Annotated in this window: 14 protein-coding genes, 1 other RNA gene and 1 pseudogene; 10 read left to right on the top strand and 6 right to left on the bottom strand. The window is 43.0% G+C overall.

Annotated elements, in window-relative coordinates; all coding sequences use genetic code 11:
* Nucleotides 1–422: 422 nt before the first annotated feature.
* The 3 genes from F6K20_RS05550 (at nt 423) to F6K20_RS05540 (ending at nt 2,997) form a co-directional block, all read left to right on the top strand.
* Nucleotides 423–614 (top strand): DUF2949 domain-containing protein, encoded by a 192-nt coding sequence (locus F6K20_RS05550; RefSeq protein ID WP_044493838.1) that lies wholly within the window; start codon nt 423–425, stop codon nt 612–614.
* Nucleotides 615–1,033: 419 nt separating this feature from the next.
* Entirely contained in the window at nt 1,034–2,566 is a 1,533-nt protein-coding gene (locus F6K20_RS05545; protein WP_287294028.1) for a zinc ribbon domain-containing protein, read from the top strand.
* A 98-nt stretch (nt 2,567–2,664) separates the two neighbouring features.
* Entirely contained in the window at nt 2,665–2,997 is a 333-nt protein-coding gene (locus F6K20_RS05540; RefSeq protein ID WP_287294026.1) for a hypothetical protein, read from the top strand.
* A gap of 516 nt (nt 2,998–3,513) precedes the next feature.
* Here the strand turns inward: F6K20_RS05540 and nfi are convergent.
* Complete coding sequence (gene nfi / locus F6K20_RS05535) at nt 3,514–4,173, bottom strand: deoxyribonuclease V (protein WP_287251390.1); 660 nt, start codon at nt 4,171–4,173, stop codon at nt 3,514–3,516.
* Between the two features lie 77 nt (nt 4,174–4,250).
* Entirely contained in the window at nt 4,251–4,955 is a 705-nt protein-coding gene (ispD, locus tag F6K20_RS05530) for a 2-C-methyl-D-erythritol 4-phosphate cytidylyltransferase (protein ID WP_287251391.1), read from the bottom strand.
* 127 nt (nt 4,956–5,082) lie between these two features.
* Here ispD and F6K20_RS05525 point away from each other — a divergent pair, with 127 nt between their 5' ends.
* Nucleotides 5,083–6,045, top strand: coding sequence for a glycosyltransferase family 9 protein (locus F6K20_RS05525; RefSeq protein ID WP_287294024.1), 963 nt, complete (start codon nt 5,083–5,085; stop codon nt 6,043–6,045).
* A gap of 251 nt (nt 6,046–6,296) precedes the next feature.
* On the opposite strand, the gene F6K20_RS05520 is transcribed toward F6K20_RS05525, so the two are convergent.
* Nucleotides 6,297–6,800, bottom strand: coding sequence for a CRR6 family NdhI maturation factor (locus F6K20_RS05520; protein WP_008186432.1), 504 nt, complete (start codon nt 6,798–6,800; stop codon nt 6,297–6,299).
* A 127-nt stretch (nt 6,801–6,927) separates the two neighbouring features.
* Here F6K20_RS05520 and ssrS point away from each other — a divergent pair.
* Nucleotides 6,928–7,110: non-coding RNA, 6S RNA (gene ssrS, locus F6K20_RS05515), on the top strand.
* Nucleotides 7,111–7,409: 299 nt separating this feature from the next.
* Here ssrS and F6K20_RS05510 read toward each other — a convergent pair.
* Complete coding sequence (locus F6K20_RS05510) at nt 7,410–7,775, bottom strand: single-stranded DNA-binding protein (RefSeq protein WP_075900051.1); 366 nt, start codon at nt 7,773–7,775, stop codon at nt 7,410–7,412.
* 378 nt (nt 7,776–8,153) lie between these two features.
* Between F6K20_RS05510 and F6K20_RS05505 the strand changes: the two genes are divergently transcribed.
* From F6K20_RS05505 to mreD, 3 genes are all read left to right on the top strand, one after another.
* Entirely contained in the window at nt 8,154–9,161 is a 1,008-nt protein-coding gene (locus F6K20_RS05505) for a rod shape-determining protein (protein WP_008186438.1), read from the top strand.
* A 124-nt stretch (nt 9,162–9,285) separates the two neighbouring features.
* Nucleotides 9,286–10,026 carry a rod shape-determining protein MreC gene (gene mreC / locus F6K20_RS05500; RefSeq protein ID WP_287294021.1) on the top strand — a complete coding sequence of 247 codons (741 nt, stop codon included), beginning with the start codon at nt 9,286–9,288 and terminating at the stop codon, nt 10,024–10,026.
* Between the two features lie 38 nt (nt 10,027–10,064).
* Nucleotides 10,065–10,610, top strand: coding sequence for a rod shape-determining protein MreD (gene mreD, locus F6K20_RS05495; RefSeq protein WP_008186442.1), 546 nt, complete (start codon nt 10,065–10,067; stop codon nt 10,608–10,610).
* 4 nt (nt 10,611–10,614) lie between these two features.
* Here mreD and F6K20_RS05490 read toward each other — a convergent pair whose 3' ends face one another.
* On the bottom strand, nt 10,615–10,770 hold the full coding sequence (locus tag F6K20_RS05490; protein ID WP_287294018.1) for a hypothetical protein: 156 nt from the start codon (nt 10,768–10,770) through the stop codon (nt 10,615–10,617).
* A 169-nt stretch (nt 10,771–10,939) separates the two neighbouring features.
* The gene (locus F6K20_RS05485) at nt 10,940–11,779 is read right to left on the bottom strand and encodes an HAD family hydrolase (RefSeq protein WP_287251399.1); all 840 of its coding nucleotides are present in this window, start codon (nt 11,777–11,779) and stop codon (nt 10,940–10,942) included.
* Between the two features lie 495 nt (nt 11,780–12,274).
* Between F6K20_RS05485 and tnpA the strand changes: the two are divergent.
* Nucleotides 12,275–12,523 (top strand): annotated as a pseudogene (tnpA, locus tag F6K20_RS05475) (IS200/IS605 family transposase); the annotation flags it as partial.
* 205 nt (nt 12,524–12,728) lie between these two features.
* Nucleotides 12,729–14,780, top strand: coding sequence for a protein kinase domain-containing protein (locus F6K20_RS05470; RefSeq protein WP_071104659.1), 2,052 nt, complete (start codon nt 12,729–12,731; stop codon nt 14,778–14,780).
* Nucleotides 14,781–15,189: the final 409 nt, after the last annotated feature.

The raw sequence follows: 15,189 nt of genomic DNA, 5'->3' as shown, positions 1-15,189 counted from the left end.
TGGGGGTTTCCCCCATGAGCGACTGCCGTGGTCTCCCCCATGAGCGACTGCCGTGGTTTCCCCCATGAGCGACTGCATCAAGACACATAAGATTGCTGTTCTAGGTTGACGAGAATCTCAGGTTGGCAGTGATTTAGGACACAGGTAATCAGCCTCCTAACCCTGAAAATTTATACAGGGATACTAGAGTGCTATTCCTGTCATCCTAAATCCTAGTCGGGTGATGATTGGGAAAGTCAACTACTTTCCTATGGGATTAATTATCCTTAAAACCTGAAAATTTCCTACTGTTTCTATGTCAGGTATAACCGACACTCGTAATTTCCTAGTGGACAGATGAGATAGTGGCTACTGATGGTTTACACATTCAGATTACTAATTCCCAAATAGAGCCTATTAAAGGAGGTGAAATACAACTAATTATGGCACCAAAAACCTATACAAAATTCTTGCATTTTCTCCAAGAAGAGTTAGCAATTTCCAGAGATTCAATTGCGATCGCACAACGACACCGGGAACAAGATCCAGGACTTTTGCCAATGATTCTTTGGCAGTATGGTTTGGTAACTCTGGAGCAATTAGATAAAATTTATGACTGGTTGGAAACAGCCTAAAGCCTGAGCAATCAGGGAGGAGCATAAAAACTATGTCTAAGGAGCGATGTCTTTGGGTTAAAATATCCCTAAGACAAATTTATAATTCTACTTTGTCCTTAACTATTTATCCCCTTATCAAAAAGAGCGGTTTCATGAGTGACTCGCTCTTTTTGTTAGATCTTGGCTATCTTAATGTCACTATCAATGTAACTATTCAGTCTAGCGCTATCAGCTATCAGCCATTCATACTATGCCTGTAGCCCTTCAGCTTACTGCTGATAGTTGAATGGTTACAATGAAAGTCCAAAGGAACGAGTCACGCAACTAAACCCCAATAAATAGGTATAAAACGGTTTTTAACCGTACCAAACCGACATTGACGTTTTGCTAGCGCTAGAAATCTATCTAAATCAAGAAAGAAGACACACCAGTTGACGATGTCAAAAAAAGTAGGCGTAACCAAAAAGCTATCGACTCAAATTGTCCCCGTAGTGGGGATGACTGAGTCGATTGAGACTGAGTTGCTGTCTACAATGAAAAAACTAGGCATCGTTAGAGCTGAGTCTTACAACAAGCTGGGGAGCATCAAGCATTGGGGACTGGACTGGAAAAAGGCTATCCCGGAAGTAAAAAGCTTCAGGACTCCAGATACTCTGGGGTTGCCTGCCAAAATAATGGACTGGACTATCAATGATGTAGCAAAAGCCATTACAGCCCAGCAGGCAGCCTGTATCGATGCGGTAATAAAGAAAATTTATAGAAGGTTTCCGGGGAAAGAAAACCAAAAGACCAGGAAAAAACTTTGCAAACAGCTTAAAACCTTAGCTTTTTTGGAAAACCCACTGCTGCATAGACTAGTTAGGAAAGAATTCCAGCGGGGACATTCCTGGGTTAAGAACCAGATAGTTTATCAACAAGTGGGTTATAAATGCAAACGACTCTCTCGCAATACATACCAACTAGAATTAGCTGGATTAAGGAGAGGAAAGAGAAACAGGATAATCGTCAGATCTAACCGAAAAATAAAAGGACAAATTCGGTTGATACATAACCAAGTTCTGCAAAGGTTTGAGATTCATTTTCTTGTAGACCATGGAAATGTAGAAATTCCCGGTGAACGTCGCCCTGTAGGAGTAGACAAGGGATACACGGAGGCTTTCTATGATTCAGAGGGTCAAGCGCATGGGAAAGGGTTAGGCAAAGTTACCACCAAAAAGTCCGTTCGTATATGTGCCAAAAACCGCAAAAGAGGAAAGCTTTGGGCACTTCATAGAAAACTAGAAAAAATAGACCCAGCTAAGTCGGATCGTATTCTTAAAAATAACTTAAGCAGAAAAACAGAGAACAAGCGTTACAGACAAAATCAGTCAGAATTAACGGCTATCATAGGAGCCGCATCTAAGTCTCTTTTTAATGGGAAGTCACTTAAAATTTTTGCAGAAGATTTAACACAACCGATTAAAGGAAAACGTCAGTCCAAAGCCATGTCTCGCAAGCTTAATAGCTGGATGAAGGGTCAAATGCGGGACTCATTACAAAAATGGGCTGATTGGACTGGGTCGATTGTGACAGAAGTCCAGCCTAGTTACACGTCGCAAGTTGACTCCGTGACTGGAACCCTGTTGGGGAAAAGGAGCGGGGACAACTTTAGCAGATTTAATGGGGTCGTGTTACAGGCTGACCACAATGCTGCCAAAAACATCCTTGCTCGGGGTACGGACAAGGAACTAACTCGGTACATGAATAAGACCGAGGTAATGGCAGTATTGTTGCGTCGTACCGCGCGTTTCTTGAAAGGGATGGGACTGAGTCTGCTTGATGCAGTTGAGCTTGGTTGGATTGATTGTAAACATGAGCTTTGCTCAGGCTTTCAAGCAACTCCTGGTCGAGATGCCAGGAACGTCCAGACAGATGGGTGGAAAGTTCAACTCCAATTACTGCATGACCACTCCTCACTCGGACAACAATAAATTGCACCTTGACCGTTTCATACTGGATGATCCCGATTAATGACGGTTTAAGAGTATCTCATAATGGGTAGTAAGATAACTAATGGGGTTGTACTACTTTGAAACGAACAATCGTAATACTCGCTTTTGGCTTAATCTTAGGAATTTTTATCTCACAGTTTATTCCACCAGCCACAGCTTCTATAACTGTTGTAGAATCGCGGATTTCTTCTCTTGAATCTGAGATAATTAACTTGAGATTTAAACTCAATCAGTTAGAGACTAAGTTACGTCAGGTCAGCCAGTCAGTTCCTGATAGTAATCGACCCACTCAACACCAGGGACCATCACCAACTGATAGCTATAGCAGCGTAGACGCTGATCACCCAATGTTTAAGCGTCTTGCTACCTTAGTAATAGAACTCAAGGAACGGGTGAATCGATTAGAATAAGAGGTATTACCATAAGAATGAAGAATGAAGAATGTAGAATGAAGAATGTAGAATGTAGAATGAAGAATGTAGAATGTAGAATGTAGAATGTAGAATGAAGAATGTAGAATGTAGAATGAAGAATGTAGAATGTAGAATGTAGAATGTAGAATGTAGAATGTAGAATGTAGAAGGCAGAATGAAGAATGAAGAATGAAGAATGAAGAATGAAGAATGAAGAATGAAGAATGAAGAATGAAGAATGTAGAATGTAGAATGTAGAATGTAGAATGAAGAATGAAGAATGAAGAATGAAGAATGAAGAATGAAGAATGAAGAAGGCAGAATGTAGAATGAAGAATGAAGAATGAAGAATGTAGAATGAAGAATGTAGAATGAAGAATGAAGAATGAAGAATGTAGAATGAATAATGTAGAATGAAGAAGGCAGAATGAAGAATGAAGAATGAAGAATGTAGAATGTAGAATGAAGAATGTAAAATTCTAAATTCTAAATTCTAAATTCTAAATTCTAACTTCACTTTGATGCTAGTTGATCAGCCCAGCGAGTTGTTTCTGGTAATCGATACCTAGATGTGCAGCGCAACACATAATCAATTGCTGTGGGTAAGCTGATGCGATGACCAATGGAAACATAGACTGGCTTAACTCCAGTCCGAGTACGCACAACGGCTCCAATGATTTCTCCATCATCCCTCAGCGGTTGCCAATTACCTTTGTTTTCGGGCAACTGTTCATGATCACCAATGAATCGCGACTTAGCCACACCAATGGTAGGAATATCTGTCAGTACCCCCAGATGGCAGGCAAGACCAAAGCGACGAGGATGGGCAATGCCCTGACCATCACACAAAATTAAGTCAGGGATAATGCTAATTTTTTCCAAAGCATCCAGTACTACAGGGACTTCTCGAAATGATAGGAAGCCTGGTACATAGGGAAAGGTAGTGGGTCTGCGTGCGATCGCATTTTCCCTCAGCTGCAAGTCAGGAAAGCTTAAAACTGCTACTGCTGACCGTGATATAGCACCATCTTCCTCAAAACCTACATCCACACCCGCAACATACTGGACTTCCCCCAACTGATCTTCACAAATTACCTCAGGTTGTAGTTGTTGTTGAATTGCTTTGGCTTCTTCACTATTGACTGGCCAAGGGTGGCGTTGTTGGATCTCCATAGTAATTTCATTATTGGTATGTGGAAATTTTCCATTCCCTTGGGCAACATAAACTATGATTAATCATGGTTAATTAATTAACTAGATTCGGTTCCACTGAGTTCAAAACGTTGGCGCAAGATAAATTCTGCGATCGCTAAATCAACTGGGGTAGTTACCTTCAAATTCGTCTCCTCCCCTTCCACAATCTTTACTGGCAAGCTGCACCGTTCAAACAAAGCGGCATCATCCGTAACTTCCCAGCCAGCCTCACGTCCTTGGTCATGGCACTGTTTCAACAACTTCACCTCAAATCCCTGGGGTGTCTGTGCTGCCCACAATCCCTTCCGATCCGGTGTATCTTGAACAAGATTGGCTTCATCCACCACTTTAATCGTATCCTTGACTGGCACAGCGGCAATTAGACCGGGACAACCCATTAAGACTTGGGCACACCGTGCCAGTAACTCAGGGCTAGCTAAGCATCTAGCACCATCGTGAATCAACACCCTTTTGGCTTCTGCTGGTAAAGCCTGCAAGCCATTATAGACAGATTCTTGCCGCGTTTCACCCCCCTCAATCAACTCCACAGGTTTAGATAGGGCAAGTTCAGCTAGAATTGCTTTAAACTCTGGCCAGTCATAGGGTTGTCCCATGATCCCAATCCAGCTAATACTACTGGCTTTCTCTGCTGCTAGCAGTGTCCAAGCCAGTATTGGTTTACCTAGAAGTGTTAAAAGAAGCTTATTGCGATCGCTCCCCATCCGTCGTCCCATTCCGGCTGCTGGAATTAATAAATGCACGATATTCTACCTCTTAGCTGCTGCTTCATGGCTGAGCTTAGGATAATATGCCCTGGATATAATTCAGAATTAGTCGTTCAAGCGTCAAGTTAAAATTAAACTGATCCGTAAGCTCAAGTAATTTGAGATGAGAATACTAGCCCTTGTTCCTGGTGGAATTGGCGACCAAATCCTGTTCTTTCCCACCCTCTCACAACTAAAACAGTATTATCCCAAAGCTGAGATTGACGTTATTGTGGAACCGCGAGCCAAGGGGGCTTATCGGGTTTGTCAGTCAGTCAATGAAGTTCTAACCTTTGATTTTAAAGACCGCAATGGTCTCGCAGATTTTGGTAACTTGTTGGGAGTGATCCGCGATCGCGAGTACGATGCTGCGATGACCCTGGGACGTCGGTGGTCAGTTGGGCTGTTGCTCTGGATGACTGGTATTGTGCGTCGAATTGGTTACCAAGCTGGTTCAAGGGATTTGTTTTTTACCAACCCTGTGCCCCTAAAAACTGAGCAGTATGCTGCCCATATGTACCACGACTTACTACTAGGTTTCGGTATTAACGTTCCTTGTCAAGAACTCGCGGTTAGAGTTCCCAAATCAGATATTGAGTGGGCAGAAGCTCAACAGCAACAGCTAGAGATTCCAGAAATTGGCTACATTCTTATTCATGGCGGTTCTAGTCAACTCGCTCTGTCCCAAGGAATTGATAAAATCTACCCAGTTGAGCAATGGCAGAAGATTGTTGAGGACATTCGCCAAAAACAACCAGATCTGCCCATTGTCTTGCTAAAAGGGCCAGAGGATGCAGAATGGTGCCAGGCTATGATCGAGTACCATCGTGACATCATTGTTACTGCTCCAGAAGATATTGGAAAATTGGCAGCCATGATTGCTGGTGCTAATTTGATGCTGTGTACCGATAGTGCACCGATGCATCTAGCTGTAGCTGTTGGTACTCCTACCATTGCCTTGTTTGGTCCGACACAGGCCAAAAAACTACTACCTGCCAAGGAGGGGGTATACGGTATTCAATCACCTACCGGTCGGATTGCCGATATCAAACCGGAAACTGTATTAGAGCAAATTTGGGGTAGCTAATAGGCTCCCAGTATTTGTTGAGAAAGTAATAAAGGCGCTTTTCTGTTATCCCCAAACTCTGTTGAGGGAGGATGGAAAGCTGAAGCTATAGGGGTTGATTGAGATGATAATCAACCCGATGTGGACTTATACTTTGCACAGGCATAAACTGCCCATTCATCGTATCTCTTCTCCAACTATAGCGTTTCTTGTACTTATCAGCCCCGGCTCCATCTCCCCATCTCCCCATCAATCTTCTTTATGATGGGTATTCAACCGGACTTGATATCACCCCCTGAGATTTCGATCAGATCAAACAAAGTATCATCTAGTTCATAGCCAAGTAACTGAGCCATCGACTTGAGGCGGGATTGGCTTTGTATACCCCACTGCTTTAACCATTGACTAAGTACAAAGATCTTCTGCATCACGAAAATTTCTAAGGCTTCAGAGTTGTACTGGATGCCTTCTGTACGATTAAATTGGTGGGGCACTAGCATAGCAGTATAGCGGACGAATTCCCCAGATTTCCAATCTAGTAGAAAAGGTAACCAGGGATAGGTAGCATCCAAGCGCACAAACCATAACCGCACCTCTGGGATCTCTGAGAATTCTCGTGGATCCTCAGGATCGCAATCAAAATCAATCTTAAAGCCTAGCTGCTGCTCATAGTTTGCGATCGCACCGTCTTGCAGCCACCCTTCAACCACTGTCTGAGCTGGAGACAAGTCTAAGGTTTGGAAATGGTTAGTATTTAAGGAAATGATTGTAGTCACGCAATAGTTCCAATGTCAACAAAATCAGTAAAGTCTTATTACACTATTTTCTCCTGCTAGGCATTTATGTGGTCAAACACCTAGATGTTGCAGATATTTTGAGCAGCTACTACAATAGAGTCAGCAGGTTTTACTGGGAAGTTGGTGACTGCCAATAGTGTTTTTTGATCTATGCTCATATATATAAGGGAACTAATCGGATTTGCGGCAGTAGACTGGGAAAATACCCAGAAACTTCAAGCGATATTCGACAGTGCCCACCTGGTTAGCCAGGTCATAAACTGAGGTAAGACGGCTTCTTGGTGAACCTGTAGGATCAGACAATCATCGTCTGAAGCATGTTTGACTAGTGTTCGGCAACTAGTGCTCGGCAACTGGTAAGTAATCACCTAAACACAGGAATTGGCTGAAAAGCAATAGATCTAGTTCATAGCATTAGGTAAGCAGTAGACCTAAATGTTTTAGAGCTAAGTTTCTTAGCCCTAAGTATTTTAGTTTTTACTCAGGGAACTTAGGGTAGAAATCCAGACCTATACTAGTCTAGCTATTAGTTTCCTCGAAAGCTAATAGCTAGACTAGTTATGAGGTTTGAGTATAAATCAAAACTATTCAAAATTCGGTGTTATCATAGCTACTTACAGCGCTCGGATCAGTATCACGCTTAGAGCCAAGTAAATCAAGGCGCTCTACTCGGATCACAGGTTGTGAGCGATCAGCTCCGGTGGTGCGATCGCTCCAAGTGTCAATTTTCAAAGACCCTTTTACACCAATTAAGCTACCTTTACGCACATAATTAGCAGCTACTTCCGCCGTCTTCCCCCAAATCTCTAAGTTGAACCAGTCAGGCTGATCACTATTGCGTGTCCGTCGTCTCACTGCCAAGGCCAGTTTACACAATACACCCCCAGACTCAAAATACTTAACATCTGGGTCTGTACCTGCACGACCGACTAAATGGACAACATTGAGACTCATAGTTATATTGGTACTTTTGTACTGATTATGGCTCTACAATAACAGATTCAGCTGGTGTATAACAATTACTAACTTATTTTAAGACTTATTTTAAGTCACCGAAGCAAGTCAGTCATCAACAATATTCTAGTTAACTGGAGCTTAACTTGAGCCGATGAAACCGTTATGTATTTGCAGCTGGGTGTATTCGCAGAAATTTCTTCCAAATAGTATCCGGAGAATCATAATGACCTAGTGTACTAGCGTACTAGACTAACTGGAAAAAACATAATAGAATCCACCTCAGTTACAGTTCCGGTGCAATTTCGGTTGTACACAGCATTTTGTGAGGCGTAGAAACTAGTGAGTATTTTGAATCACTTTTCCCTGTCACGGGACATGGGTATAGACCTGGGTACAGCTAACACCTTAGTCTATGTATCTGGTAAAGGCATTGTTCTTCAAGAGCCTTCTGTGGTTGCCATTGATCAAGACGAAAAGGTTCCCCTAGCCGTAGGCGAAGAGGCAAAAAAGATGTTGGGCAGAACCCCAGGTAATGTAGTTGCCGTACGTCCTTTACGGGATGGTGTGATTGCTGATTTCGATACCGCTGAACTGATGCTGAAGCACTTCATCCAGCGGGTAAACGAAGGCAAAGCCCTAGTTTCACCTCGGATTGTGATTGGTATCCCTAGCGGTGTCACAGGTGTGGAACGACGAGCCGTCATGGAAGCCGCATTACAGGCTGGTGCTAGAGAAGTTAGGTTAATTGATGAACCAGTAGCAGCAGCCATTGGTGCTGGATTACCTGTAGCAGAACCAACAGGTAACATGATTATTGATATCGGTGGAGGCACCACTGAGGTAGCAGTTCTAAGTTTGCAGGGAACAGTTCTAAGCGAATCAGTGCGTGTTGCGGGAGATGAACTGAGTGAAGCAATTACTCAGTATATGAAAAAAGTCCATAACCTAGTAATTGGGGAACGGACAGCAGAAGACATCAAAATCCGCATTGGCTCAGCCTATCCAACACCTGACGATAATGAAGCTGCCATGGAAGTGCGAGGATTACACTTGCTGTCTGGCTTGCCACGAACTGTTACGATCAAACGACCAGAGATTCGTGAAAGTATGGCAGAACCCCTTTCTGTTATTGTTGATGCTGTTAAGCGCACTCTAGAACGGACTCCCCCCGAGCTGGCAGCTGATATTATTGATAGAGGTATTATGCTGGCGGGTGGTGGTGCTTTATTGAAAGGATTAGATACACTGATTAGTCATGAAAGCGGCATTGTAACCCATGTGGCAGCTGATCCCCTCAGCTGTGTTGTTTTGGGAACTGGTCGAGTCTTAGAGAACTACAAACAGTTAGAGCGGGTGTTTAGTGGACGTTCCCGTAATATGTAATGGTCAGCTATTAAACATCAACCTTAAAGAGTATTTTTATTCAATATCTTAAGAGTGTAGATTGAGTGTGGCTAGTGTAAAAACTCACTGATTAGCCAAAATCTGACTATTTTATGGATAGGCTATGTACATGCTGCGTCGCTGGTGGGGGAGACATGGAGTAGCAATTATGCTGGGGAGTCTTACCCTAATTGCTGCTTGGTTACTTAGAAGAACTCAGGGTGCAACAATTTTTGAAATCTATCAATTGATAACCCGCCCTTTTCAATCGCTACCTGCTAAAGAAGAAAGCCTCTCTAATGCGCGGACACTGGAACTACAACAGCAGGTAGAGGAACTCAAAACCCAAAACCAGAAGCTAAAAGAGCTGTTAGGTTATAAAAAAACCCCGAAGAAACTAAGAATTGTTGCGCCTGTTGTGGGACGTAGCGCTGACAGCTGGTGGCAAGAAATCATTCTGGGAAGAGGGAGTGAATCTGGGATCAAAAAGGGCTTCGTTGTTATGGCACCTGGCGGTGTAGTGGGTAGAGTCGTTACCGTGACACCCCACACCAGTCGTGCCTTGCTGATCAGTGACCCCACTAGTAAGGTAGGTGCCGTGATCAGCCGTAGCCGTAGCATGGGTTTTTTGCGTGGACAAGGAACTAATCGGGCAATAATGCAGTTTTTTGATAAAGTGCCAAACGTCCGTCCTGGTGATGCTGTGGCTACCTCCACTGTCAGCCAGCTTTTCCCAGCTGGTTTACCCCTAGGACGTGTAGAGTCTGTTATTCTTGACAAAAGTCCAGCCCCAGAGGCGATTATTGAGTTGACAGCCCCGATGAGTTATCTGGAGTGGGTGATTATTGATCCAAATGACCCATGACCCATGACCCATGACTAATCAACAATGACTAATCACCAATGACCAACACGTCTGAGTTTTCTATTTGGGTTCGTCGAACAATCAATTGGGCAGTGACAGTTAGTTCAGTTATCCTCTGCTCAATCTTATTACTGACACGTTTACCGGGAATGGAATTACTGGGAATCGCTCCCAACTGGCTGTTGATTTGGGTTGTTGCCTGGAGCATTAAACGCACAGCGTTTCAAGGAGCATTCGCAGGGTTGGTATTGGGATTAGTACAAGATGGTATGACATTCCCTGAGCCTACCCATGTCTATAGCCTTGCCATCGTTGGGATCTTGACTGCTCTAATTCAAAAGCAGCGGTATATTCAGGAAGATTTTATTTCAGTAGCTTTAATTGTGTTTGGCATGGCGATTGTTGGGGAAACAGTGACCGCTATTCAGCATAGTTTTCAAGGCTCTCGCCAATTAGCACAAATCTGGACAGACCATCAGCGTATTGCCATCTGTTCTGCAATTCTCAGTAGTCTTTGGGCACCAGTCGTCTACTATCCACTCAATCGGTGGTGGCAGTGGTGCAATTCAATGGAGCAATCCTAATGCTTTATGAAGGTTGAAGGTTGAAGGTTGAAGGTTGAAGGTTGAAGGTTGAAGGTTGAAGGTTGAAGGTTGAAGGTTGAAGGTTGAAGGTTGAAGGTTGAAGGTTGAAGGTTGAAGGTTGAAGGTTGAAGGTTATGGCTCTACCGAACCTATTATGCATAAAACCGCGCTTATTGCTCACTAATTATCATTGAGCGGTTGATTTATAAAAAATTATTCTATCAAAAACTAAAACTCCCGCTCAATCAGGATTATACTAATTATTTCCTAACAGTGTCTTGATGCAAAGCGCGAGTGCGGGAAACGCCCGTAGAGCCACTGCATCGCTTTTACATAGCAAGTTCGGTAGAGCCAACAGCTCTAGAGAGTTCTAATAGATAAGAGGTGGCACAAAGTATGTCGCTACAGATATGAGTAGGTTCAAACCGCTTGAGATATGATTCAGAACGAATGCCACAGGTTAGAGCTATAGTCGGAATTGAGAGGGCTTGTCCTGCGAGAATATCGGCTTCTGTATCACCAATCATCCAAGCAGATACCGATGGTTCAGCTAACAGAGATTGTTCCGTGTAGGATGAAGCACTATGGTCACAGAGGGCTTGTTGGAGAAGTTCCTGTTTAACCTGAGCATAGTTTTGATAAGCATGGTGGTTTTCTGTTGTGCCATAAATGCTGCTAAAAAGACGAGTTAAACCGTAATTGCTCAATATCTGTTTGACCTGAGATGTGGAACGCAATGTCACCAGAACGAGTCGGATGCCATAAGAATGCAGCAAAGCTAAGGCCCAGTTTAGGTTTGGTTGCAGCTGATCTTTGTTCAATAAGGCAGATTCATTCACAATCTTGATCACACGCCCCAAGAAGAAATCGATTTGCTCTCCTCGTAACCCTGAGCGCATGGCAATTTCCTCGTCAGGGATGCGTTCTTGCTTCATGTGCCAGAACTGCTGTTTACTCATGGTCTGGATTGGTAAGGTTATACCTTGAGCTTGGTAGAACCCTTGAGTATCGGTTAGTGCTAGCTGGTACGTGCTGTAGTAGCGATTGGAAACATCAACAATGGGACCGTCAAAATCACAGAATATGGTCAGTTGTTGCAAGTAGGGGACTGTATTTTGAGGCAGGGAAAATCGGGATAATTGCCTGTCTGGGGCAGCAACACAGTTCATAGATTAGTTCTTGGCTGGGCTGGGCTTTTTGACATACTTCTTTACAATGTACCAGTTTTAGTGTAGATTGCCACCTGCTTGAGGGGACATTGAATTGATACGATATTGTAGTCTGTCGGGAAAGGATGTTGACGGTTGACGGTTGATAGTTTAATTGCAACTATAAATAGTTAAATAAATAAAGGTAACTTTTTTCCTAAGGAACTGGAGCAGCACTTAGGCAAAATTAGGCAACAATTGCATTCCATGACCGCCACTTTGTACTAGCATTTGACTTCTCCCCCACTTGAAAGATGGGGGATTCTTCAGACCTTTATACTGAGGTTGTGGAAGCATACAGTTGTATTCGTCTCGGCTGAGTCAAAACAGCCCTACCCACTCTAGTTAGGTCGATGCCTAACCTTGTGGCTACCTTTGTGATTATGTTTGCGGCTCCGTTAGCGTCACTGTTAACTAGCCAGCCCTGAGATGTCTTGTACAGACCTCGACTGCAAGTTAATCAGCCTTGAAATCCAGCCTGACCACGTTCATCTGTTTGTTAATGCCTACCCTTGCCTATCTGCCAAAGACGTAGTAAATCGAGTTAAGGGAAGGTCATCAAGATATCTCAGACAAGAGTTTCCAATCCTGCTTAGACTCCCTTCCCTTTGGACTCGAAGTTATTTTGTCAGTACTGCCGGTAACGTCAGCTCTGAAACAGTTAGGCGTTATATTGAGAATCACAGAGAGCATCACGGAGCTTAAAAGCTCCTACCGCTGGCTACATCTCCCCCATGAATGTGGGTAGTTTTGCTTGCTAGCTGACTCTATAAAAACCTATATATTGATCTGTTCACTCCTGCTGTTGAGCTACTAGGGGCGTAATGAGCGAAAATATTGCTTTGAGTAGATTAATTCAAGACCCCCATCCTAATATTGGGATAAGACCACTATCTTTTTGTAGCTAGGCATGAGCTACTGTATCAATCCCCTGTGTCTTCAGCCAGATGACCCAGGGAACATGACGAATCTGGTTTGTCGCCATTGTGGCTCAGATTTGTTATTACAAGGTCGCTATCGGGTGATGCGCCTGTTGAGTGACCAAAGTGGCTTTGGTAAGGTTTACGAAGCTTACAACGGGGCAGTACCAAAAATTCTAAAAGTCCTTAAGCCGGAGCACAACTCGAAATCCAAAATTATTGAACTATTTCGCCAAGAGGCAGCTGTATTGAGCCAGCTGACTCATCCCGGTATCCCTCAAATCGATCCAGAGGGCTACTTTCAGTTTTTTCCTAGACATAGTAAGGAGCCCCTGCATTGCATCATCATGGAGAAAATTGATGGACTTAACTTGAAGCAGTGGATGAGGCAACAGGGCAATCACCCGATTTTAGAACCGCAAGCCCTTAAATGGTTAAAGCAGATAGTAGAGATTTTGCATCTTGTTCACCAAGAAAACTATTTCCATCGCGATATCAAGCCAGAAAACATCATGCTCCGTGCCAATGGGCAACTGGTATTGATTGACTTTGGCACCGCTAGAGAGTTGACCTATACCTACCTAGCGGAAATCGGTGGTGGAGGCAGTGTTACCAAGATTAGTTCCCATGGCTATACTCCCCCAGAGCAAGAAAAAGGCTATGCAGTCCCACAGTCTGATTTTTATGCTCTGGGGCGAACCTTTGTTTATTTACTGACTGGCAAATCAGTCACAGATCAGAGTGTTTATGATCCGTTAAATGATCAATTTCATTGGCGTGATCATGCTCCTCAAATATCTGAGCAGCTAGCAGACTTTATTGATAGTTTGATGGCACCAACCGCAGCAGCTCGACCTCAGAAGACTCAGCAAATTTTAAATGATCTAGCTAATATTTATTCTTTGATTAGTATTTCAAAGGCTAATACTAATATAGAAGGGAGTACAACCAACCAAAGCTTTCAAACTAAATCTCAACCCAATATTTCTATAGAAACGGAATTTGTAAAACCCCCAAGAAGAAGATGGTGGTTAGGAGGGATATTGGCTCTGGTGGTTGGATTATTTGGTGCTGGTGGTTGGCTATTGTATAAATCCTATAATGCTTCCCTGAGAAAATATCAAGAAATATCTGCTCAAGAATTATCTGTAGTTGACACTAAAACTTTCACTGGTCATTCAAGTTGGGTTAATTATCTAGTAATTAGTCCGGATGGACAACAATTATTTAGTGCTAGTGCCGATAAAACGATTAAAATTTGGGATCTTAACACGGGAGAAGCAATCCACACTCTCGAAGGTCATAATAGCTATGTTAATTATCTAGCTATTAGTCCGGATGGACAACAATTATTTAGTGCTAGTGCCGATAAGACGATTAAGATTTGGGATATCAACACGGGACAAGAAATCCGCACTATCCCAGGTCATAAAAGTTATATTAATCATCTAGCGTTTAGTCCGGATGGACAACAATTATTTAGTGCTAGTGCCGACAAGACCATTAAGATTTGGGATATCAACACGGGACAAGAAATCCGCACTATCCAAGGTCATAAAAGTTCAATTAACTTTTTATTAATTAGTCAGAATGAGCAACAACTATTTAGTGCTAGTGCCGATAAAACGATTAAAATTTGGGATATCAACACTGGGGAAGAGCTCGACACTCTCAAAGGTCATGAGAGCTTTGTGAATTCTCTAGCCATAAGTCCGGATGGACAACGATTGTTTAGTGCTAGTGCTGACAATACTATCAAAGTCTGGAATCTAGATACTGGGGAAGAAGTCAACAGTCTAAATGATCATACCAATTATGTGGAAGAATTAGCTATCGGTGCTAAGTGTAAGAAGTTGTTCAGTGGAAGTGCAGATAAAACCATAAAAGTGTGGGATTTTGCTAATGAAAAACTAATCTATACCCTAAATGGTTTTCCAAATCCAATTGAATATTTTGCGATTAGTCCTGATTGCCAGACAATTGCTACTAGTGGTGGTAAAAAGATAATCAAACTCTGGCAGGTGCCACAGTTAAGTAATTAGGGCTTGCTGAAAAAGTTTTGGTGAGGAGAGGCAAGAGGCAAGAGGCAAGAGGCAAGAGGCAAGAGGCAAGAGGTTTTTGAGGTTTAACCGGGTGGAACTTGGCTCTCCTAGGGTGGCTATGATAAATTTTTATAAAATAATAGCCATAGCCCTTACTAAGTAAGGTTTTGAGTAAACTAAAAATGCAATTTTCATAAAAGCGATGCAGCGCGGTCTTGGGGAGCCAGTGCGGTCTTGGGGGTTCCCCCCATGAGCAACTGGCGTGGTTTCCCCCACTCGCTATTGCATCAAGACAATATATTTTGATTTTATTGAATCCCTTGCTATTTAAGGGGTAATCGCTCATTTAAACTACTCATGGGTGCATCTCATTTTTGTTGTTTGACACGGTGGTGCGTTACGGGGCGGG

It is taken from the genome of Moorena sp. SIO2C4, assembly GCF_010672485.1.
Lineage (GTDB): Bacteria > Cyanobacteriota > Cyanobacteriia > Cyanobacteriales > Coleofasciculaceae > Moorena > Moorena producens.
Note: the sequence above shows the minus strand (reverse complement) of the source record. Positions and strands in the feature narration are given on the sequence as shown.

Bases quoted from the DNA above. Each gene is read 5' to 3' on its own strand.
- F6K20_RS05550 (WP_044493838.1), top strand. From the start codon at position 423: ATGGCACCAAAAACCTATACAAAATTCTTGCATTTTCTCCAAGAAGAG.
- F6K20_RS05545 (WP_287294028.1), top strand. From the start codon at position 1,034: ATGTCAAAAAAAGTAGGCGTAACCAAAAAGCTATCGACTCAAATTGTC.
- nfi (WP_287251390.1), bottom strand. From the start codon at position 4,173: ATGGAGATCCAACAACGCCACCCTTGGCCAGTCAATAGTGAAGAAGCC.
- F6K20_RS05525 (WP_287294024.1), top strand. From the start codon at position 5,083: ATGAGAATACTAGCCCTTGTTCCTGGTGGAATTGGCGACCAAATCCTG.
- F6K20_RS05510 (WP_075900051.1), bottom strand. From the start codon at position 7,775: ATGAGTCTCAATGTTGTCCATTTAGTCGGTCGTGCAGGTACAGACCCA.
- F6K20_RS05505 (WP_008186438.1), top strand. From the start codon at position 8,154: ATGGGTATAGACCTGGGTACAGCTAACACCTTAGTCTATGTATCTGGT.
- mreC (WP_287294021.1), top strand. From the start codon at position 9,286: ATGTACATGCTGCGTCGCTGGTGGGGGAGACATGGAGTAGCAATTATG.
- mreD (WP_008186442.1), top strand. From the start codon at position 10,065: ATGACCAACACGTCTGAGTTTTCTATTTGGGTTCGTCGAACAATCAAT.
- F6K20_RS05490 (WP_287294018.1), bottom strand. From the start codon at position 10,770: ATGCATAATAGGTTCGGTAGAGCCATAACCTTCAACCTTCAACCTTCA.
- F6K20_RS05485 (WP_287251399.1), bottom strand. From the start codon at position 11,779: ATGAACTGTGTTGCTGCCCCAGACAGGCAATTATCCCGATTTTCCCTG.
- F6K20_RS05470 (WP_071104659.1), top strand. From the start codon at position 12,729: ATGAGCTACTGTATCAATCCCCTGTGTCTTCAGCCAGATGACCCAGGG.